The organism is Evansella vedderi, from assembly GCF_030813435.1.
In the GTDB taxonomy this organism is placed as follows: Bacteria; Bacillota; Bacilli; order Bacillales; family Salisediminibacteriaceae; genus Evansella; species Evansella vedderi.
On record NZ_JAUSUG010000005.1, the window covers coordinates 151,959 to 173,179 of the forward strand.

General features: G+C 38.3%; 18 protein-coding genes. 15 read left to right on the forward strand and 3 right to left on the reverse strand.

Annotated elements, in window-relative coordinates; translation table 11 throughout:
• Positions 1-307: 307 nt before the first annotated feature.
• On the forward strand, positions 308-2,605 hold the full coding sequence (locus J2S74_RS08300) for a DNA internalization-related competence protein ComEC/Rec2 (protein ID WP_307324141.1): 2,298 nt from the start codon (positions 308-310) through the stop codon (positions 2,603-2,605).
• Positions 2,606-2,938: 333 nt separating this feature from the next.
• Here the strand turns inward: J2S74_RS08300 and J2S74_RS08305 are convergent, their stop codons facing one another.
• Positions 2,939-3,079, reverse strand: coding sequence for a YqzM family protein (locus J2S74_RS08305; protein WP_307324144.1), 141 nt, complete (start codon positions 3,077-3,079; stop codon positions 2,939-2,941).
• A gap of 333 nt (positions 3,080-3,412) precedes the next feature.
• Here J2S74_RS08305 and holA point away from each other — a divergent pair, with 333 nt between their 5' ends.
• Positions 3,413-4,444, forward strand: coding sequence for a DNA polymerase III subunit delta (holA, locus tag J2S74_RS08310; RefSeq protein ID WP_307324147.1), 1,032 nt, complete (start codon positions 3,413-3,415; stop codon positions 4,442-4,444).
• 149 nt (positions 4,445-4,593) lie between these two features.
• Here the strand turns inward: holA and rpsT are convergent, their stop codons facing one another.
• Positions 4,594-4,860 (reverse strand): 30S ribosomal protein S20, encoded by a 267-nt coding sequence (gene rpsT / locus J2S74_RS08315; protein ID WP_307324150.1) that lies wholly within the window; start codon positions 4,858-4,860, stop codon positions 4,594-4,596.
• A 165-nt stretch (positions 4,861-5,025) separates the two neighbouring features.
• Between rpsT and gpr the strand changes: the two genes are divergently transcribed.
• The 3 genes from gpr to J2S74_RS08330 all read left to right on the forward strand — a co-directional run bounded on the left by gpr (position 5,026) and on the right by J2S74_RS08330 (position 8,122).
• Positions 5,026-6,153 carry a GPR endopeptidase gene (gpr, locus tag J2S74_RS08320; protein ID WP_307324152.1) on the forward strand — a complete coding sequence of 376 codons (1,128 nt, stop codon included), beginning with the start codon at positions 5,026-5,028 and terminating at the stop codon, positions 6,151-6,153.
• A gap of 433 nt (positions 6,154-6,586) precedes the next feature.
• Positions 6,587-7,699 (forward strand): stage II sporulation protein P, encoded by a 1,113-nt coding sequence (gene spoIIP / locus J2S74_RS08325; protein ID WP_307324154.1) that lies wholly within the window; start codon positions 6,587-6,589, stop codon positions 7,697-7,699.
• Entirely contained in the window at positions 7,700-8,122 is a 423-nt protein-coding gene (locus J2S74_RS08330; RefSeq protein WP_307324157.1) for a hypothetical protein, read from the forward strand.
• 125 nt (positions 8,123-8,247) lie between these two features.
• Here J2S74_RS08330 and J2S74_RS08335 read toward each other — a convergent pair whose 3' ends face one another.
• Positions 8,248-8,436, reverse strand: coding sequence for a hypothetical protein (locus J2S74_RS08335; protein ID WP_307324159.1), 189 nt, complete (start codon positions 8,434-8,436; stop codon positions 8,248-8,250).
• Positions 8,437-8,916: 480 nt separating this feature from the next.
• On the opposite strand from J2S74_RS08335, the gene lepA reads away from it, so the two are divergent.
• From lepA to deoC, 10 genes are all read left to right on the forward strand, one after another.
• Positions 8,917-10,746: a translation elongation factor 4 gene (gene lepA, locus J2S74_RS08340; RefSeq protein WP_307324161.1), complete on the forward strand. Its 1,830-nt coding sequence runs from the start codon at positions 8,917-8,919 to the stop codon at positions 10,744-10,746.
• Between the two features lie 69 nt (positions 10,747-10,815).
• Positions 10,816-11,955 carry a radical SAM family heme chaperone HemW gene (gene hemW, locus J2S74_RS08345; protein ID WP_307324382.1) on the forward strand — a complete coding sequence of 380 codons (1,140 nt, stop codon included), beginning with the start codon at positions 10,816-10,818 and terminating at the stop codon, positions 11,953-11,955.
• A gap of 119 nt (positions 11,956-12,074) precedes the next feature.
• The gene (gene hrcA / locus J2S74_RS08350; RefSeq protein ID WP_307324164.1) at positions 12,075-13,103 is read left to right on the forward strand and encodes a heat-inducible transcriptional repressor HrcA; all 1,029 of its coding nucleotides are present in this window, start codon (positions 12,075-12,077) and stop codon (positions 13,101-13,103) included.
• Positions 13,104-13,260: 157 nt separating this feature from the next.
• Complete coding sequence (gene grpE, locus J2S74_RS08355) at positions 13,261-13,857, forward strand: nucleotide exchange factor GrpE (RefSeq protein WP_307324167.1); 597 nt, start codon at positions 13,261-13,263, stop codon at positions 13,855-13,857.
• Between the two features lie 40 nt (positions 13,858-13,897).
• On the forward strand, positions 13,898-15,736 hold the full coding sequence (gene dnaK, locus J2S74_RS08360) for a molecular chaperone DnaK (protein ID WP_307324171.1): 1,839 nt from the start codon (positions 13,898-13,900) through the stop codon (positions 15,734-15,736).
• A gap of 286 nt (positions 15,737-16,022) precedes the next feature.
• On the forward strand, positions 16,023-17,156 hold the full coding sequence (gene dnaJ / locus J2S74_RS08365; RefSeq protein ID WP_307324173.1) for a molecular chaperone DnaJ: 1,134 nt from the start codon (positions 16,023-16,025) through the stop codon (positions 17,154-17,156).
• A gap of 50 nt (positions 17,157-17,206) precedes the next feature.
• Positions 17,207-18,154, forward strand: coding sequence for a 50S ribosomal protein L11 methyltransferase (prmA, locus tag J2S74_RS08370; protein ID WP_307324176.1), 948 nt, complete (start codon positions 17,207-17,209; stop codon positions 18,152-18,154).
• A gap of 5 nt (positions 18,155-18,159) precedes the next feature.
• Positions 18,160-18,912, forward strand: a complete 753-nt coding sequence (locus tag J2S74_RS08375) for a 16S rRNA (uracil(1498)-N(3))-methyltransferase (RefSeq protein ID WP_307324179.1) — start codon at positions 18,160-18,162, stop codon at positions 18,910-18,912.
• Positions 18,913-18,917: 5 nt separating this feature from the next.
• Entirely contained in the window at positions 18,918-20,273 is a 1,356-nt protein-coding gene (gene mtaB / locus J2S74_RS08380; protein WP_307324183.1) for a tRNA (N(6)-L-threonylcarbamoyladenosine(37)-C(2))-methylthiotransferase MtaB, read from the forward strand.
• 221 nt (positions 20,274-20,494) lie between these two features.
• Entirely contained in the window at positions 20,495-21,169 is a 675-nt protein-coding gene (deoC, locus tag J2S74_RS08385; RefSeq protein ID WP_307324187.1) for a deoxyribose-phosphate aldolase, read from the forward strand.
• Positions 21,170-21,221: the final 52 nt, after the last annotated feature.

Below are 21,221 nucleotides of genomic sequence, written 5' to 3' on the forward strand. Positions count from 1 at the left end.
CCTAAGGGCAGCCCACGTCCTGCGTCTGCGATTACTCGACGCAAACTACTCGGGGAAGCGTCTCAGGTCCCGCTTGTGGGCAACGGCATAATGTCGCCATCCTGGCTCCCGCGGGCAACGCTTCAGCCCCCTTCGGGAAAACTACCCTTCGTGGTCTTCAGCAGTTGCTTTTCCCACTGGAGTCGCCGCCTTTCGCTTCTCCAAGCTTTTAAAAAAAGCAACAAAGTTTACGAAAACAGCCTTTAAAAAAGTAACGAAGTTTGCGAAAACAGCAAAACTTAATAAAAAGTGTGAAGGGGCTGATATTTTGTTCCAACGAACCTATTCATTTGTGTTTTCTGCTGTCAGTGCCTTATTATTTTCCTTTTCAGGTATTAACTTATGGGGGATTGTTTTTGCTTTGCTAGGATTAATTCCTATTATTCTTTCATTTAAGGTAAAGAAAGATGCTTTAAAAATTGGAAGTTATATTATTTTCTTTTTGTTTTTTTATGGGTACGGCACGATTTTCTTCCAAAACGATCAGTCATCATTAACTGGTAAGGAAACTACTTTTATAGGGAGTGTTATAAGCGAACCAACTCTAACGTCCAATATGCAATGGTCATATGAGTTCAAATTAGATAACAAAGAAAGGCTTCAAGTCTTCACCTCTTATGATGTTCCTGCCCCAGCTTTCAAGGATCGCTGTCTTTTTGAAGGAGAATTACAAAGGCCATCCCCTAATAGAAACCCCTTTGGCTTCGATTATGCAGATTACCTATACAAAAATGGAATTCAATGGTTAGTTAGGCTACACAAGGATCATATTACATGTGAGAATTCTAATAACAAATTAAAGGGGATTTATGAACTTAGGAATAAGGGTATCGAAGCATTGATGTCAAAAAATATTCCAGAAGCATCAGCAATAATGACTGCTTTAGTATACGGAGATCGTTCTTTCATTTCCGAAAAAAGGATAAATACATATCGACAATTAGGTACTCTTCATTTACTCGCTGTTTCGGGCCTTCATGTAGGGATGGTAACCTTTGCAATGTATTTTATCCTTATTCGTTTTGGTATGACAAGGGAACGGGCCAGTATTATTCTTATGTCAGTCTTACCTTTTTATATTGTCTTAGCTGGAGGAGCCCCTTCCGTTGTAAGGGCTTCCTTGATGTGTTTTTTTCTATTATTTATAAGTTTATTAAAATGGCGGATGAAAGCAGTAGACTTGTTAGCCATTATTTGTCTATCACTTCTTATTTACAATCCATACTTTCTATTCCACCTAGGGTTTCAATTATCTTTCTTAACAAGCTTTTCCCTCCTATTATCTAGCAAGCTCTTAAAGGAGCAGAATAGGATAATTTTAGTATTAAAGGTGACCTTCGTTGCTCAACTTATTTCTATGCCTTTAACCTTGTATCATTTTTATGAAATATCTTTGTTAACTCTCCCAGTTAACTTACTGTTTATCCCTTTTATCTCGTTATGGATCCTCCCATTGTCATTTATTACGGTTATATTCCAAATTGTTTTCCCACCTTTAGCTATGGTTAGTTATTTCTTAGCTTCTAAAAGTCTTCAAACCGTTCATTACTTTATTGATATTTTTTCAAGTTGGAAATGGGACATGATCGTATTTGGGAAACCAGGAGATATTATTGTATTAGGGCTTATATTAAGCGTTGTAATGCTATTTACAGCCCTTGAAGAAAAAAATAAAAAATACATCTTCCTAACTTGTGTCCTTTTAATTTGTATTTTAGCTATTCAATTGTTTTCCCCTTATTTTCGTACCTATGCAACAGTAACTATGCTAGATGTTGGTCAGGGAGATGCTATTGTTATTGAATTACCAAGGAGGGAAGGTGTTTATTTAGTAGATACAGGTGGTGTTGTATTGTGGGGGCTCTGGGGAGGGGGAGGTGACATAACAGAAAATAGTAATGGCCCAGGTAAAAGGGTTATTGAACCCTTTTTAAAGGGGAACGGCATTAAAAAAATTGACAAATTAATATTAACCCATGGACACTGGGATCATATTGGGGAAGTTTGTTATCTTTTAACAGCTTTTCCAGTTAAACAAGTTCTATATCCTTTATCTTTAGATATCCCTAATTCAGCTAAAAAAGTACTGCAATGTATATACGAAGAGCAAGTTCCCGTCCATTGGGCAAAGAAGGGCGATTATTGGAGGGTAACAGCTCAGGGATTTTATATCATTCATCCTGAAGGAAATGAACGGGGGGAAAACGATCGCTCAATTACATTTATAGCTGAAATAGAAGGGGTTACCTTCTTATTTACAGGTGATGTTGAAGAGGCAGGTGAACATAAAATTATCCAAGGAATAGAAAATATTTCGGCTGATATATTAAAAGTTGGTCATCATGGAAGTCGCACATCAACATCGGAAAGGTTTATACAAAAAGTTTCCCCAAGGGTAGCTTTAATATCAGCTGGAAGAAATAATCGGTATGGCCATCCCCATCAGGAGGTTACAGACCGTCTCTCAGATCATGGAATCCTAACCTTCAGAACAGATAAGCATGGAGCCGTTACTATAAAGATTAAAAAAGGAAATCTTAATCTAGAGGTTACGGTAACTGAATAGGAAAGGTGGAATGGCGGAAAAAAGCTTAAAAAAACATTTTTTCAAGGGAGCCTTGAAAAAATGTTTTTTTATTGTTTAATAAACTATATTTTTTCTGAATGTTGATAACTGTGCTTAAATAATCTTCGAGCTTCAGCGCCTACTCGCTCGAGGTCAAATGTGCCTGCAGTTACTCGGCATAGGTAAAGAGTGTTTTGCCCGAATAAAAAGTAAAAAGCACTTTTTTTAGGTCAAAAGCATTTGCTGGTCGTTGGAGTCAGGATGACAACATGACACCGTTGCCCACAGGACGTGGGCAGTATTTAGGCGGCATTGAATCCTATATGTATTCCATTACATTGTGCCAAAAAAGTGAATTGCTTGAGCGATGATAAAAATAGTCATAAAGAATCCGAAAGACACAACAAATCCAACAGCGCTATCTAAAAAATCGTTACGTTTTGATTGTACTTCCTTTTCAAATTGATTTAACATAAATATTCCCTCCTGTCACCCATTTAGTATACGTCAAAGTTAAAAAAAAATCCACTGTAAAATGCGTAATTACGTCTTGTTTATTCATTGCCTTTACTGTAAAGAGTTGTCACTTATAGGGGAATTAAGCATAGGATATGATAACGAATACACAGCAATTAGTAACGTCTCATATAAGTGATTTTACGGATATCGCCATTGTGAAGAATCCTAGGTACTTTACGTGGCGTTTATCATAAATGGGGAGGAAACAATTACTGTTTTCTCTCCTTTTTCCATTCTCCCTTTCTTATGATAAACTACAGAAGAAGAGTATGAAGGGAGAATAAAACCATGGCTTACATAGATGTCCTGAAAAGTATAAAAAAGGGTAATGTTGCTCCAATTTACTTATTATCTGGAACAGAACATTATATCATTGAGGATACACTTCATCTTTTAATAAAGCAAGTGCTTACAGAAGAGGAACGGGAATTTAACTTATCTAAATTTGATATGAAAGAATATCCCATTGAACTTGCCGTAGAAGAAGCATATACGTTTCCCTTTATGGGAGGGAAACGTGTGGTAATTGTGAAGGACGCTTTTTTCTTCAGCGCTTCAAAGGATACTGGAAAAATGGAGCATGACCTAAAGAAGTTGGAGGCTTATTTACAGGAACCTGCACCAGAAACGGTGTTTGTTATTCTAGCTCCATATGATAAGTTGGATGAAAGAAAGAAAATTGTTAAACTTGCTAAAAAAAATGGCCAATTTCTGGATGGATCTCCTTTAGAAGAGAGGGATTTAAAGCTGTGGGTAATGGATCGAGGAAAGGAAAACAATGTTCATTTTAATGAAGATGCTATTGAACACTTAATTACGCTTACAGGTGCACAATTAATGCTCATGGCCTCAGAAATAAAAAAAATATCTATTCATATTGGTGAAGGTGGTACGATTACAAAGGAATTGGTGGAGGAATTAGTCCCCCGCTCACTTGAACAAAACATTTTTGCCTTAGTAGAAGGCGTAGTTAAAAGGGAAATTGATAAATCGTGGAAAATTTATTTGGATCTTCTAAAGCAAAAGGAAGAACCCATAAAAATTATCGCATTAATGGTTAGACAATTCCGTATTTTATATCAGGTAAAGCAACTCTCGCAGCAGGGTTACTCTCAAAAGCAAATGGCTTCACAGTTAAAGCTGCACCCTTATGTTGTCAAACTGGCCGGAAATCAAGCAAGACAATTTAAGGATGAAGAGCTCCTAGGTGTATTAAATGATTTAGCGAATATGGACTATGAAATTAAGACCGGGAAAATAGATAAGGTACTAGCCGTGGAATTATTTTTCTCTAAACGTGCCCCCGTAAGAAACACTTAAAAAAGTTGGCTTAGTAGTAGAGGGTGTCTAAAAAGGTTAAAATACATGCCTTTTTAGACACCCTCTCATGATTTAAGTAAATGTTGTGCAAACTACTATGTATTAGGAAATGTAAAAAGGCATTCAACAATGGAATGCCTTACTACAGTTTACGCAGATACTTCGTTCAAACGCTTTTGTAAACTTGACTTTTGACGATTTGCCGCATTTTTATGGATTAATCCTTTGTTAGCTGCTTTATCAATTTTTTTGGTTGCCACCAAGAATGCTTGTTTAGCACCTTCTACATCATTGCTCTCAGCTTTTACATTGAAAGATTTAATTGCTGTACGAAGGTCAGACTTGAATGCAGCATTTTGGGCGCGACGCTTCTCGCTCGTTTGAACACGTTTGATAGCAGATTTAATGTTTGCCATCCGTTTCACCTCCTTGATGCAACCGTAATAACGTTTTGTATTCCGTGCAACACTAAGGATTGTACCAAAAGCGTTTTTAAATTGCAATAGTAATTGTTGTACTTAAATAAGTTATTAATGTATTGGGAAGCTTTTTATATTAACAAAATAGAGGTGATTGGGAAGATGAGTCAAGAATTAGATGTATCGAAATACCAGGTTAGAACAGATTTAGCTCTAGAAGCACATGAAATGCTGATAGAACGAGAAAACCAGAAGCAGCAAGAAGAACAGAAAGAAAAATCTACCATTGATGGGGTAGTTGTGAAAGAACAGGAAATAGATGGAATTAAAGTTACGAAAGTAGAAATTTCTAAAGAAGCTACGGAGCGGATAGGAAAAAAAGCTGGTCAATATTTGACTTTTGAAGCCCAAGGTATTAGACAGAAGGATACGGAGCTTCAAGACAGAGTAGAGGAAATTTTCGCGACAGAATTTCAACAATTCCTTAAAGGATTGGGAATTAAAGATGACGCCCGTTGTTTAGTAGTAGGTTTAGGTAACTGGAATGTAACACCCGATGCACTCGGCCCCCTAGTAGTTGAAAACTTATTAGTGACCAGTCACTTATTCGATCTTCAGCCTGAAAATGTGGAAGAGGGATTCCGACCAGTAAGTGCCATTTCACCTGGTGTAATGGGGATCACGGGGATTGAAACGAGTGATATCATTCAAGGGGTAGTGGAAAAGGTTAAACCTGATTTTATCATAGCAATCGACGCTTTAGCATCAAGGTCTATTGAGCGGGTGAATACGACTATTCAAATATCAGATACAGGGATTCATCCGGGATCTGGAGTAGGAAATAAACGTAAGGAGTTATCTAAAGAAGTATTAGGTATTCCAGTAATTGCTGTGGGTATCCCTACAGTAGTGGATGCTGTTTCCATTACAAGTGATACCATTGATTTTGTTCTAAAGCACTTTGGGAGAGAGCTAAGGGAACAAAACTCTCCGAAACGTGCTTTGGCACCTGCAGGAATGACTTTTGGGGAAAAAAGAAAATTGACGGATGAAGATATGCCTGGTGAACAAGAAAGGCAGCAATATCTGGGAATTGTAGGCGGCCTGGATGAAAATGAAAAGCGCCAGCTTATTTCCGAAGTTCTTGCCCCATTAGGTTACAATTTAATGGTCACTCCAAAAGAAGTGGATGATTTTATAGAGGATATGGGGAATGTACTTGCCCAAGGACTAAACGCAGCTCTTCATGGAAACATTGACCAAGAAAATGTGGGGGCATATACACATTAGTCAAACTTGATGTGAAGTAGGGTCGAATGAACCTATTTCCCACCCCAACTTGATATGTTCTCAGAAAGAATACACCTAAGTTACGCAGCTAACTTAGGTGTTTTTCGTGCCCTCAATTATAAACTCAAGGCTGTTTTCGTAAACTTTGTTGCTTTTTTTAAGCTTGGAGAAGCGGAAGGCGGTGACTCCAGTGGGAAAAGCAACAATGCACTTTATGCGAAAAGAGCCTTTAGAAAACAGCCAAACTAAAAAACGGTTCTATCTTAACCGTCCCCTACATACTTTTTATAGTAGACAAGCTCTAATTAAAAGTTTGTGACATTTGAAAGGATGGACAAGTTCTATGAGGAAACGCCCTGTTCGTAGGAAAAAAATACACTCTCAATGGAATAGGACAAGCTTCAGTTTAAGTAAAGGGATTTTCTCAGTTGTGATGGGAGTATTATTATTATTTTTCTTCATCCCATTATTAACAGCCTTGGGACCAAGTATCATTACTTCTGCTTCTATTAATGAAGCTGGTAGGAATATATCTCATGAAATGTTTGTTTCCATGATGGGAACAGAGAATAGCTATTTTACTCAGGCTCTCCCTGAGGATTACTCTCCTCCATCAGTATCTAGTGCCGTTTTTGAATTGGCTACAAGTATTAATCCGGAGGATCATCGAAGCTTATTGGGAAGGGAACTTCCTGGATTTGCGTTATTTGATGGAAGAATTATTGTGGCTGGTGAAGGGGTAGATTATACACAGATGCCTATAGAGTCTGCTCCCCCAATGGAAGTATTATTGGCTGAACGTGAGGCGGCAAATGAAAGGTTAGAAGAAATAGAACGTATGCGTCAAGAAATGGATGAGCAAGAATTACTAGAAAATGTCGTTCATATTATGCATGCACATAACCGTGAATCGTTCTTCCCAGAGTTAAATATTGAAGATACTTCAAATGCCAATTTAGCAAATCATGGAGAGGTTAACATTACTCTCGCTGGAGAACGACTAGGGATGGAGTTGGCTAAATATGGAATCGGGTCTGTCGTTGATAAAAGTGATATTGGTGCCAAATTAAATGATAGGGGATGGCTATATAGGGATTCGTACAGAATGGCCAGAGAGGTGCTTAAAGGGAATATAGAGGAGCATGGTGAATTTGAATTTTACTTTGACCTTCATCGTGATGCACAACGTAGACCTGTAACAACGGTAGAAATAAATGGAGTGGAATATGCAAAATTGTTATTTGTGATTGGAAAAAACAATCCAAATCATGAGAAGAATGAGGATTTAATGACTGAGCTTCATAGACGAGTGGAAGAAAAATATCCTGGTTTAAGCAGAGGGGTATTTGATCCAACAAAAACGGGGACAGGTGTAAACGGAGTCTACAATCAAGACGTATCACCTAATTCCATCCTCATTGAATTTGGCGGTGTGGACAATTCTTTGGAAGAGGTTTACCGCACAGTAGAAGTGTTTGCAAAAATATTTAGTGAGTTTTATTGGGAAACTAGAGGTGAAAACATGCCGGGAGGAGATGAGGAGTAAATGGCACATATTTTTGGAAGAGGGCTTCTATTTGCAGCAATACTGATGTTTGGGTTTATTTTAGGTATTGTTTATTCTAACCATGTCCAAGTAGATCCGGATAATATTCTAGCAAAAAAAGAGAAAGAGCCAAAAGAGGAAGAGTCTGTTCCAGTGAGAACAACACCTGGTATTGTTTTTAAGGAAGTGGAAGATTATAAAATTAAAATGGAAGACGGGGATGGACTTGTCATTTATGATCACGATGATGAGGAGATTCGTAAGGATTTAGTGAAGGATGTGGATTTGCAACGGGATTTAATGGATAAAACCCTTTATGCTAATTCGGCTGGTAGACATAACTTTTTTTCACAAATGGGTCTTAGAACTGCTGATGCATTTGAAGGTGCATTTCGATCCTTTTTCTCTCTAATGAGTCATTAAATATATAAACAGTTTAAGAGGGTGTCTTCATAAATAGTGAAGTAGGGTGACTTAAAGGGTTAAAAAATACCTATTGAGTCACCTTCTTTGTTTATTTTGTGGATATAATACTAAAAAAAACACTGTTAAACTTTGATGTTAATTTTCCCTTCAGGATACTCGCTTTCCACGGGCAATGCTTCAGCCTCCTCGGGCCATGTCTCTTCCTCTGCTAGTATCTCTTCGTAGTTCCATCCGTCGAGACAACTCGAAGCGTACTCGTGAAGAAACGCTCGTCCCTGCGGTGTCTTCAGCCATTGCTTTTCGAGGCCCATATATTTTTCGCTGAGAAAATAGCAATCGCTCCGCGCGTTGCGGGCCTGCTATGAAAAAACCACTCATAGCAGGCTTTAAAAACTTGCAACGGCTTCGCTGATTGCTTCGAGACCACTGAAAAAGGGAAAAAACGTCCTTTTTCAGTGGCCTCTTGCTTTTCCCGCAGGAGTCTCGCACCTTCCGCTTCATTCAACACTATTTCAATCTGTTTCGAAATTAACATCGTTTAACTGTGCCATAAAAAAGAATATTTGAAGATTTACCCTTATTATTGCTATAATATTTCTTAGTGTATTCTCGAGTGGTATTGTTACTCGAGGATCTTATGATGAAAAACGCTAGTTCTCCTCCCTTTTTGCAAAAGGAACATTTTCCGTATTTTTAGTTTACATACTTTGACTTAGAGATCTCCTTCGGAAGATCAAGCATACTATATCTAAGTCAGGTGTCTTTATAGAATTAGTAGGAGTGATATTAGGATGAAGCATGAGGATCGAATTAAACGACGAGAGAAAATACGTAATTTCTCTATAATTGCCCATATAGACCATGGAAAGTCAACATTAGCGGACCGAATCCTTGAGAAAACCAGTGCATTAACGCAGCGAGAAATGAAAGATCAGATGCTTGATGCGATGGATCTAGAACGGGAACGTGGGATTACCATAAAATTAAATGCTGTTCAATTAAGCTATAAAGCAAACGATGGTGAAGAATATATTTTCCACCTGATAGATACTCCAGGACATGTGGATTTTACGTATGAGGTTTCTCGAAGCTTAGCAGCATGTGAAGGTGCATTGTTAATTGTAGATGCTGCTCAAGGGATTGAAGCTCAGACATTAGCTAATGTTTATTTGGCCTTAGATAATGATTTAGAGATAATTCCTGTTATTAATAAAATCGATCTCCCTAGTGCAGAACCAGAACGTGTAAAACAGGAAGTGGAAGATGTTATCGGATTAGATAAAGAAGACTGCCTTCTCGCTTCTGCAAAGAGCGGTATTGGAATTGATGAAATTCTAGAAGCGGTAGTGGATAAAATTCCTGCCCCTTCCGGAGATCCTTCTGCACCCTTAAAGGCGATGATTTTTGATTCATTATATGACCCTTATCGTGGCGTAATCGTGTATATGCGGGTCGTAGAAGGGACGGTAAAACCTGGTGATAAGGTTCGAATGATGGCTACCAAAAAAGAATTCGAAGTCCAAGAAGTTGGAGTATTTACCCCTAAACCTACAGCTATGGAGGAACTAACGGTTGGTGATGTAGGATTTATGATTGCGTCCATTAAGAATGTAAGTGATACACGGGTGGGGGATACTGTAACAAGTGCCGATCGACCAACAGCAGAACCACTCCCAGGGTATCGTAAGTTAAATCCAATGGTGTTCTGTGGTCTGTATCCAGTTGATACAAATGATTATAACGATTTACGAGATGCCTTAGAAAAATTAGAATTAAACGATGCTGCTTTGCAATTTGAGCCAGAAACATCCCAGGCACTAGGATTTGGTTTCCGCTGTGGATTCCTAGGCTTATTGCATATGGAAATTATCCAAGAGCGGATTGAACGGGAATTTAATATTGATTTAATCACTACCGCACCGAGTGTAATTTATCATGTTTATTTGACTGATGGCAGTCAATTGACCATTGATAATCCAGCGAATATGCCGGAACAGCAAAAAATTGACCACGTGGAAGAGCCGTATGTAAAGGCGCAGGTTATGGTTCCAAACGATTACGTGGGTGCCGTGATGGAGTTGTGCCAGAAGAAGCGCGGTGACTATGTGGATATGAAATATATGGATGAAAACCGTGTAAATATCGTTTACGAAATACCACTTTCTGAAATTGTATTTGATTTCTTTGATGTACTGAAGTCCAGTACAAAAGGTTATGCTTCCTTTGATTATGAAATGATTGGTTATAAGGAAAGCAGGTTAGTGAAAATGGATATTTTATTAAACGCTGAAAAGATAGATGCTTTATCTATTATTGTTCATCGTGATAGTGCTTACCAACGTGGAAAGGTTATTGTTGAGAAGCTTAAGGAATTAATCCCAAGGCAGCAGTTTGAAGTACCAGTTCAAGCAACCTTAGGTCAAAAAATCATTGCTCGATCCACCATTAAGGCGATGCGTAAAAATGTCTTAGCTAAATGTTACGGGGGGGATATTTCCCGTAAACGTAAGCTTCTTGAAAAGCAAAAAGAAGGTAAGAAGCGTATGAAGAGTGTTGGAAGTGTAGAGGTTCCACAAGAAGCGTTTATGTCTGTATTAAGTATGGACGATACGAAAAAGTAACTAAGGTTTAAGACCGTGGGGATTTCCTGCGGTCTTTAACTTTCAATGAAAAGAAGGTCGGTGAGTAAAATGACGCATGCCGTTTATGTCCATGTTCCCTTTTGTGAGCAAATTTGTCATTATTGTGATTTCAATAAATTTTTTCTAGCTAACCAACCGGTTGATGAGTATTTATCCTTATGTGAAGATGAAATTGTTAATACGCTGAAAGCTTTTCCTACAGATAGGATTTCAACTATATATGTGGGAGGAGGAACCCCAACTTCCTTGTCTACTGACCAGTTGTATAAGCTCCTAAACACTATTAAGCTCTATTTCCCTCTTCAACCAGAGCTAGAGTGGACGGTGGAAGTGAATCCTGGTAGCGCGGACTTGGAAAAATTAAAGATGATGAAAGAATTAGGCGTTAATCGTCTTAGTATAGGAGCGCAAACCTTTGACCCTACCTTATTGAAACAAATTGGCAGGGATCATCATCCAGAAGATATTGATAAAACCATTCTTTTGGCAAGGGAAGTTGGATTTACTAATTTATCATTAGATTTAATGTTTGGTTTACCAAACCAAACAATGGAACAATTAAACACTACGTTGGAAAAAGTTAATACATTATCCATTGAACATGTCAGCGCATATTCCCTAAAAGTGGAAGAGAAAACCGTATTCTATCAGCTCTTTAAAAAGGGTAAACTACCATTGCCGGGAGAAGATTTAGAAGGAGACATGTACGAAGAATTACGGATTCATATGGCTAAAGGGAACTTTCACCAATACGAAATCAGTAATTTTGCTAAAGATGGTTATGAAAGTAAGCATAATGTAACTTATTGGGATAATGAATATTATTATGGTATTGGTGCAGGTGCACACAGTTATGTTAATGGTACAAGAAGAATAAATCACGGACCGTTACCTAAATACATGGAGGCTATGAAAAAAACAGGATTTCCTTTTAGAGAAGAACACAGAGTAACGTTAAAAGAAAAAATGGAAGAAGAAATGTTTATGGGTTTAAGAAAGCTTTCAGGAGTAAGTATGAATAAATTCAGGGAAAAGTTTAATATTGAAATGGATGAAGCTTTTTCTGGAGTCATTTCTCCACTTGTTAATAAAGGACTTCTACTCCAGGATGGGGACTTCCTTCGGTTAACGGAAAAGGGACTATTATTAGGTAACGAAGTGTTTGAGCAATTTTTACTAGGGGAGTAATTTATACAAAATTATGTCCTCTTTAACTATGTTCATTGACAAGAGGATTCCTTCTTTGGTAACTTATATTATAGATTTAGCACTCGTTGATGAAGAGTGCTAACAGGAGGGGGATGCATATGCTGACAGAACGTCAATTGCTCATATTAAAGGCTATTATTGATGATTATATTACCCATGCTGAACCTGTAGGCTCCAGAAGTGTTTCAAAGCGGGAGGATATTGATTACAGCCCTGCTACTATTAGAAATGAAATGTCAGACTTAGAAGAGCTTGGTTTCTTAGAGAAACCACATAGTTCGGCTGGAAGAATTCCATCACAAAAGGGATACAGATATTATGTGGATCACTTATTGTCACCAAAGGAGTTAACCTCTCGGGAAATAAGTGATATAAAGTCTGTTTTTCGCGAACGATTTAGTGAAATTGAAGAAGTTATTCAGCAATCAGCTAAGATCCTATCCAATTTAACAAGCTATACATCTATCGTGTTAGGGCCTGAAGTATTTGAATCCACATTAAAGCAAATACAAATAGTACCAATATCCCAAAACTCAGCGGTGGCCATCATTGTCACAGATACGGGACATGTGGAAAATCAAACTGTATCGCTCCCAAATGGTTTGGATGTAAACGAATTAGAAAAAGTAGTCAACATCTTAAATGATAAGTTAAAGGGTGTCCCCCTCGTTCATTTGCGGAATAAGCTCACATCAGAGATTGGTAGGGTTTTGGAAAAATACATTGATCAATATGACTCAGTCATGACTTTACTGAATCAAACCTTTCTATCTCAACAAAACGAAAAGGTGTTTTTTAGCGGTAAAACAAATATTTTGGCACAACCGGAATTCAATGATGTGGAGAGAGTAAAACGTTTATTTAACATTTTTGAGGAGGATGCCTTAATTTCTAAACTAATTCGTTCTGAAGGGAAAGGCATGACTATTAAAATTGGGCAAGAAAACCGTTTTGAACCATTTGATGATTGTACATTGATTACAGCTACCTATTCTGTAGATGGAAAACACATGGGAACATTCGGTATTCTTGGTCCAACGAGGATGGAATATCCCCGTGTAATTGGAATTATGGATTACCTTTCTAAGGATTTGTCGAAACTGTTAACTAATCGATATCAAAAATAACTACTTTTAATGGTTATTATTTGACAAAAAGACTTACAAGTTTTATTCTCCATATTTGTAAACGGAAAACTCTTTCTTTCATTTTTTCCTAATGAATGGAGGAGCTTTTCCTTGAAATAAATCCATCATAATTTTTTATTAACTTGAGGAGGTGAAAATGGTGGATAAGAAAAATAGCACAGCTCAAGAAGAAGTGGTAGAAAAAATGGAACAAACGGTAGAACCTGAAGCTTCAGAAACAGAAGCTGCAGATGAATTAGTAGAGAATGGCCCAGTGGAGGAAGCTCATGAAACTAAAGAAGAGTCAGACCCTGTAAATGAATTAGAACAGAAGCTGGAAGAAACGACAAATCGTCTTCTTCGAGTGCAAGCTGACTACGATAACTTCCGCAGACGTACAAGGTTAGAGAAGGAAGCGGATGCTAAATATAGATCACAACAACTTGCAGAGGAATTGTTACCTGCTTTAGATAATTTCGAGCGGGCCCTTATGATTACACCTGAAGCTGAGGAAACGAAAAACCTGTTAAAGGGGATGGAAATGGTCTATCGCCAGATTAAGGATGCTTTAAATAGAGAAGGTATTGAAGTTATTGAAACTGTTGGACAGGTTTTTGATCCACATGTACATCAGGCTGTCATGCAAGTGGAAACAGATGAATATGAAAAGAATGTTGTTGTAGAAGAGCTTCAAAAAGGTTATAAACTAAAGGATCGCGTAATAAGACCTGCAATGGTAAAAGTAAACTCGTAGTACTACATATTGTTTAAAAAGAACAGGAGGTAATTTAAAAATGAGTAAAGTTATTGGTATAGACTTAGGAACAACGAACTCTTGTGTAGCGGTAATGGAAGGTGGAGAAGCCACTGTTATTACCAATGCTGAGGGAGCGAGAACGACACCATCAGTAGTTTCTTTTAAGGATGGAGAACGTCAAGTAGGGGAAGTAGCAAAGCGTCAAATGATTACGAACCCTAATACAATTGTATCTATTAAAAGACACATGGGTACTGATTACAAGGTAGACGTAGAAGGGAAAAACTACACTCCACAAGAAGTTTCAGCTATTATTCTTCAAAAGCTAAAGGAAGATGCGGAAGCCTATTTAGGGGAAAAGGTGACTAAAGCGGTAATAACTGTCCCAGCTTATTTCAACGACTCTCAACGCCAAGCAACAAAGGATGCTGGGAAAATTGCGGGTCTAGAAGTTGAAAGAATTGTAAATGAGCCAACCGCTGCAGCACTTGCTTATGGTTTAGAAAAGGAAGAGGATCAAACGATTTTAGTTTATGACCTTGGTGGTGGAACGTTCGACGTTTCTATCTTAGAGTTAGGAGACGGCTTCTTTGAAGTTAAAGCTACTTCTGGTGACAATAAATTAGGTGGGGATGACTTTGACCAAGTTATCATTGATTATTTAGTGGCAGAGTTCAAAAAAGATAATGGTATTGATCTTTCTCAAGATAAAATGGCATTACAACGTTTGAAGGATGCTGCTGAAAAGGCGAAGAAGGATTTATCAGGGGTTTCTCAAACTCAAATCTCACTGCCGTTTATTACAGCGGATGCATCAGGGCCAAAGCACTTGGAGCTTAACTTATCTCGTGCTAAATTCGAAGAATTATCTTCTGACCTAGTGGAAAGAACAATGGGACCAACTCGCCGTGCTATGTCTGATGCTGGGTTATCTGCAAATGAAATTGACAAGGTAGTGCTTGTTGGTGGATCTACGCGTATCCCTGCTGTTCAAAAGGCTATCAAGCAGTTAACTGGTAAGGATCCTCATAAAGGAGTTAACCCTGATGAAGTAGTTGCCCTTGGTGCAGCGATTCAAGCAGGGGTTCTAACAGGAGATGTTAAGGATGTTGTATTACTCGACGTAACTCCATTATCTTTAGGTATTGAAACAATGGGTGGAGTTATGACGAAGCTTATTGACAGAAATACAACAATTCCAACAAGTAAGTCTCAAATTTTCTCAACAGCTGCTGATAACCAGCCATCTGTTGATATTCATGTTCTTCAAGGGGAGCGTGAAATGGCTGCAGACAACAAGACATTAGGTCGTTTCCAATTATCCGATATTCCTCCTGCACCGCGTGGGGTACCGCAAATTGAGGTATCTTTTGATATTGATGCTAATGGTATTGTTAACGTACGTGCGAAGGATTTAGGAACTAATAAAGAGCAATCTATCACAATCACTTCTTCATCAGGTTTATCTGAAGAGGAAATTGAAAAGATGGTTAAGGACGCGGAGGCAAATGCGGAAGCGGACAAAAAGCGTCGTGAAGAAGTAGACCTTCGTAATGAAGCAGATCAATTAGTGTTTACTACTGAGAAAACGCTAAAGGATCTTGCTGATAATGTGGATGCTGCTGATAAAGAGAAAGCAGAAATAGCTAAAGATAAAGTGAAATCTGCCTTAGAAGGTACAGATATCGAAGCAATTCGTACTGCTAAAGATGAGCTTCAAGAAGTGGTTCAACAGCTTTCCACAAAGCTATATGAGCAAGCAGCTCAACAGGCACAGGCTCAAGGCCAAGGTGAAGGAGATGCTGGAACTGCAGGTAACAACGACGATGTTGTGGATGCAGAATACGAAGAAGTGAATGAAGAAGAGAAAAAGTAATACACAACGCTTCGAATGGTGTTTGTTTAAAAGTCAAAGTCAGGTCGCCCTTGGCTTTGACTTTTTTACAGTAAGGCTGTTTTCTAATAAGGTTTTTATAGACGAATATATTTGGCTTGGATACGCTACAGGCTTTCAAAAACAACTATGTTATTCGAAAACAGCCTACTGTAATGATAGATAACTTCTTTGTTTGTTAAATAATGCAAGATGGGGTGTCTATCTTGCCTGTTTTGCTAGAGAGTGTTAACATAGTCGTTATGGATTAAAATCGGGAGTGGATACAATGAGCAAGAGAGATTTTTATGATGTGCTCGGTGTCGATAAAAATGCATCGGAAGCAGAAATAAAGAAAGCTTACCGTAAGCTAGCACGCCAGTATCATCCAGATGTAAATAAAGCAGCGGATGCTGAAGCGAAATTTAAAGAAGTAAAAGAGGCCTATGATACTCTAAGCGACAGTCAAAAACGTGCTCACTATGATCAATTTGGTCATACAGATCCAAATCAAGGTTTTGGTGGATTTGGCGGAAGTGCTGGGGGTGACTTCGGCGGCTTTAGTGATATATTTGATATGTTCTTTGGTGGCGGTGGCGGCAGAAGAGATCCAAATGCCCCTCGGCAAGGTGCTGATCTTCAATATACCATGACTTTAGAGTTTAAAGAGGCTGTCTTTGGAAAAGAAACAGATATAGAAATTCCTCGAGAAGAGACGTGTGAAACATGTCATGGATCTGGTGCAAAACCAGGAACAAAACCAGAAAACTGTTCCCATTGCGGTGGTTCTGGTCAATTAAACATTGAACAAAACACACCATTTGGCCGTGTAGTAAATAGAAGAGTGTGTAACCATTGTAACGGGACCGGTAAGTTCATAAAAAATAAATGCCGTACTTGTGGTGGGGAAGGGAAAGTTAAAAAACGTAAGAAAATTCATATTAAAATCCCTGCTGGAGTGGATACAGGTCAACAGATTAGAGTATCCGGGCAAGGTGAACCTGGTGTGAATGGTGGCCCTCCGGGAGACTTGTATGTTGTCTTTAACGTAAAATCCCATGAGTTTTTCAAACGGGATGGGGACGATATTTATTGTGAAATGCCATTGACCTTTGTTCAAGCCTCCCTAGGAGATGAGATTGAAGTACCAACCTTAAACGGGAAGGTAAAATTAAAGATTCCTGCAGGAACACAAACTGGTACACATTTTAGACTCCGTGGAAAAGGTGTCCCAAATGTACGTGGAATGGGGCAAGGTGACCAGCATATCCAAGTTAGAGTTATTACACCAAAGAAATTATCCGAAAAGCAGAAGGAGTTACTCCGGGAATTTGCGGAAATAAGCGGTAATGAAGTGCCGGATGAACAGAGTGAGAATTTCTTTGCCAAGGTGAAACGCGCTTTTAAAAACTTCGGTGATTAATGAAAGCATTTAAGTAATATTTTATATCAATATTAAAGGAGTTGGTTCCGTTGAAGTGGTCTGAAATTTGTATCCATACAACCCAAGATGCGGTAGAACCTGTAAGTAATATTCTTCACGAAGCAGGTGCAAGCGGTGTAGTCATTGAAGACCCACAGGATTTAGAGAGGGTTTGGGAGACGAAGTATGGTGAAATTTATCAACTTTCTCCGGATGATTATCCACAAGAGGGTGTTCTTGTAAAAGCCTATTTGCCTGTAAACAGTTTTTTAGGTGATACGGTAGATGCAATCAAAGAGGCTATTAACCAACTCCTTCAATTTGATATAGATATAGGGCACAATACAGTTTCTGTTAGTGAAGTAAATGAGGAAGAGTGGGCCTCAGCTTGGAAAAAGTACTATAAGCCTGTCAAGGTTTCAGAGCAAATAACTATTACACCAACATGGGAAGAGTATCAGCGCATACATGACAAAGAATTAGTCATTGAGCTTGATCCTGGCATGGCCTTTGGTACTGGTACACATCCAACTACTGTATTATGTATTCAAGCATTAGAGCGCCATTTATCTAAAGGTGATACAGTTATTGATGTAGGAACGGGCTCTGGTGTTCTTAGCATTGCAGCAGCAAAATTGGGGGCCTCCAAAGTTGATGCCATAGATTTAGATGACGTAGCAGTTCAATCAGCTAGACTAAATGTAAAGCTTAATAAAGTCCAAAATGTTGTTTCGGTGAAACAAGGTAATCTTTTAGAAGGTGTTGCAACAACACCTAATGTCATTGTGGCTAATATTCTTGCAGATGTCATTGTAAAAATGACAGACGATGCTTATCAATCACTAAATCCTGGTGGCAAAATTATAACATCAGGAATTATCAAAGGAAAAAAAGCAGATGTGAAAGAAGCGATGAATCGTAGTGGGTTTGAAATTCTCGAAATCGTAGAAATGGAAGATTGGTTAGCGATTATTGGAAAAAAAACCAGAGTAGGGTGATTAGCTTGCAACGCTATTTTTTAAATAAATCACAATTCCATGAAGAATATGTTATGATAACCGGTGATGTCATAAAGCACATTAGACGTGTTATGCGCATGAATGAAGGAGATAGGATAATTTGCTGTTCAGAAGAAGGGACTTGCTATATATGTGAGCTTTCTGATGTTTCAGATGAACAGATTCAAGCTACGATTCTCTCAGAAGAAAAAAGTGTTGTAGAGCTCCCTATTAAAGTCACTATAGCCCATGGTTTACCAAAGGGTGATAAGCTAGAGTTAGTTATCCAAAAGGGAACCGAATTAGGAGCAAATGCCTTTATCCCATTTGAAGCAGAGCGTTCTGTCGTAAAATGGGATGCGAAAAAGGCAGGTAAAAAAGTGGAGCGATGGTCGAAAATCGCACAAGAAGCAGCAGAACAATCCCATAGGCAAGTATGCCCAAATGTCTGGGACGTTGTAAAATTTCCATTACTTTTGGAAAAGTTCAACCAGTTTGATACCGTTTTAGTTGCATATGAAGAAGCAGCTAAAAACGATGAGAAAAGCCATCTAGTTTCGGAATTAAATAAAATGAATGAAGGAGAATCTCTTTTATTTTTATTTGGACCTGAAGGTGGTTTTTCTGATCGTGAAATTGATCTAATGAAAGAAAATGGAGCAGTCCCTTGTGGACTAGGTCCAAGAATTTTACGGAGTGAAACAGCTCCTTTATATGGCTTATCTGCCATATCCTATCATTTTGAATTGTTGAGGTGATATCCATGCCAACAGTGGCCTTTCATACATTAGGTTGTAAAGTGAATCATTATGAAACAGAAGCAATTTGGCAGCTGTTTCAGTCTGCGGGTTATGAGAAAACAGAGTTTGAGCATACATCTGATGTGTATGTTATAAATACTTGTACTGTAACGAATACAGGGGATAAAAAAAGTCGTCAGGTTATTCGGCGGGCAATTAGAAAAAATCCAGATGCTGTTGTTTGTGTTACTGGATGCTATGCCCAAACATCTCCAGCAGAGGTTATGGCTATACCAGGAGTAGATATTGTTGTTGGTACACAAGATCGTCATAAGCTTCTTGGATATATTGAACAGTATCAAAAGGAACGTGAGCCTATTAATGGAGTAGGCAATATTATGAAGGCTCGTGTTTACGAAGAGTTGGATGTTCCTGCATTTACAGACCGTACTCGTGCTTCATTAAAAATTCAAGAAGGCTGTAATAACTTCTGTACATTCTGCATTATACCATGGGCAAGAGGCTTAATGCGTTCTAGGAAACCGGAGGATGTTATTAGACAAGCAAATCAATTAGTAGCTTCAGGCTATAAAGAGATCGTTCTAACAGGAATTCATACAGGTGGCTACGGGGAAGATATGAAGGATTATAGTTTAGCTAAACTACTTTTAGATTTAGAAAAAGTTGAAGGCTTAAAGAGAATCCGAATATCATCTATTGAGGCAAGTCAAATTACCGATGAGGTTATTGATGTTATTGACCGCTCAAACAAAGTAGTGAACCATTTACATGTACCACTACAATCAGGGTCTGATAGTGTGTTGAAGCGTATGCGTAGAAAATATACGACTGAATTTTATATGGAGAGAGTCGAGAAGTTGAAAAAAGCTTTACCAGGTCTTGCTGTTACTTCTGATGTAATTGTCGGTTTCCCTGGAGAAACAGATGAAGAATTCCAAGAAACCTATGAATTCATAAATAAAATAGGTTTCTCTGAACTACATGTTTTCCCATATTCAAAGCGTACTGGAACTCCAGCTGCACGAATGGAGAATCAAGTGGATGATGAGGTGAAAAACAAACGCGTTCATAAGTTGATTGAATTATCTAACCAGCTTGCAAAAGAATATGCTTCTAATTACGAAGGAGAGGTATTGGAAGTAATCCCTGAAGAATTGGATAAGGAAAATCCAGAATCAGGATTTTTTGTTGGATATGCTGATAATTATATGAAAGTTAAGGTTCCTGTAGATGAGAGTCTTATTGGAGAAATCGTGAAAGTGAAGATAGAAAAAGCAGGATACCCATATAACGTTGGAAGTTTTGTACGTGTCATCCGTGATGATTATGAACAACCAAAAAAGGTCGTAAATAATTAATCTAAAAGATTTAGAAATAAGTTCAATAAAGAGGGTGCTACCATTAAGTGGCACCCTCTTCTTTATAGTGTCTTAGAGAATGTTCACAAATTTGTAACTGACCGGGTTCATGAATGATTATTGGGGATAATATGAAATGTTCACTCGTAAAGGTAAATAAAACGTGGTATGCTTTGAAAAGAGGTACGTACATCTAAAGATTTATTGAGAGGATGGGTTGAATGGAAAAAGAGCTGGCGAAAATGATTGACCACACTCTATTAAAACCTGAGTCAACAAAGGAGCAAGTTACTAAATTAGCAAAGGAAGCAAAGGAATTTGGGTTTGCATCTGTTTGTATTAATCCTACATGGGTAAGAACAGCCTATGATGTATTAAAAGATACACCTGAAGTTAAAGTATGCACAGTAATTGGTTTTCCCCTTGGTGCAACGACGCCAGAAGTGAAGGCCTATGAAACAGCAAATGCCATTGAAAATGGTGCCACAGAAGTAGATATGGTTATTAATATTGGTGCATTGAAGGATAATAACGATGAGCTGGTATTTAACGATATAAAAGCTGTTGTGGAAGCCGCTAAAGGAAAAGCTTTAGTAAAGGTAATTATTGAGACATCCTTACTTACTGAAGAAGAAAAAGTACGAGCATGTGACTTAGCTGTACAAGCAGGAACCGATTTCGTAAAAACTTCTACAGGATTTTCTGGTGGAGGAGCAACAGTAGAAGATATTCGGCTCATGAGAGAGACGGTTGGTCCTAACATTGGTGTTAAAGCATCGGGTGGTGTAAGAGATCGTGAGACAGCAGCAGCACTAATTGAAGCAGGTGCCACTCGTATTGGTGCAAGTGCAGGAATTGCCATTGTTCAAGGAAAACAGGGACAAGCTGGGTATTAACAGCTATGAAGAGGGTGATCAAAAGGTTAAAATTAACCATTTAATCACCCTC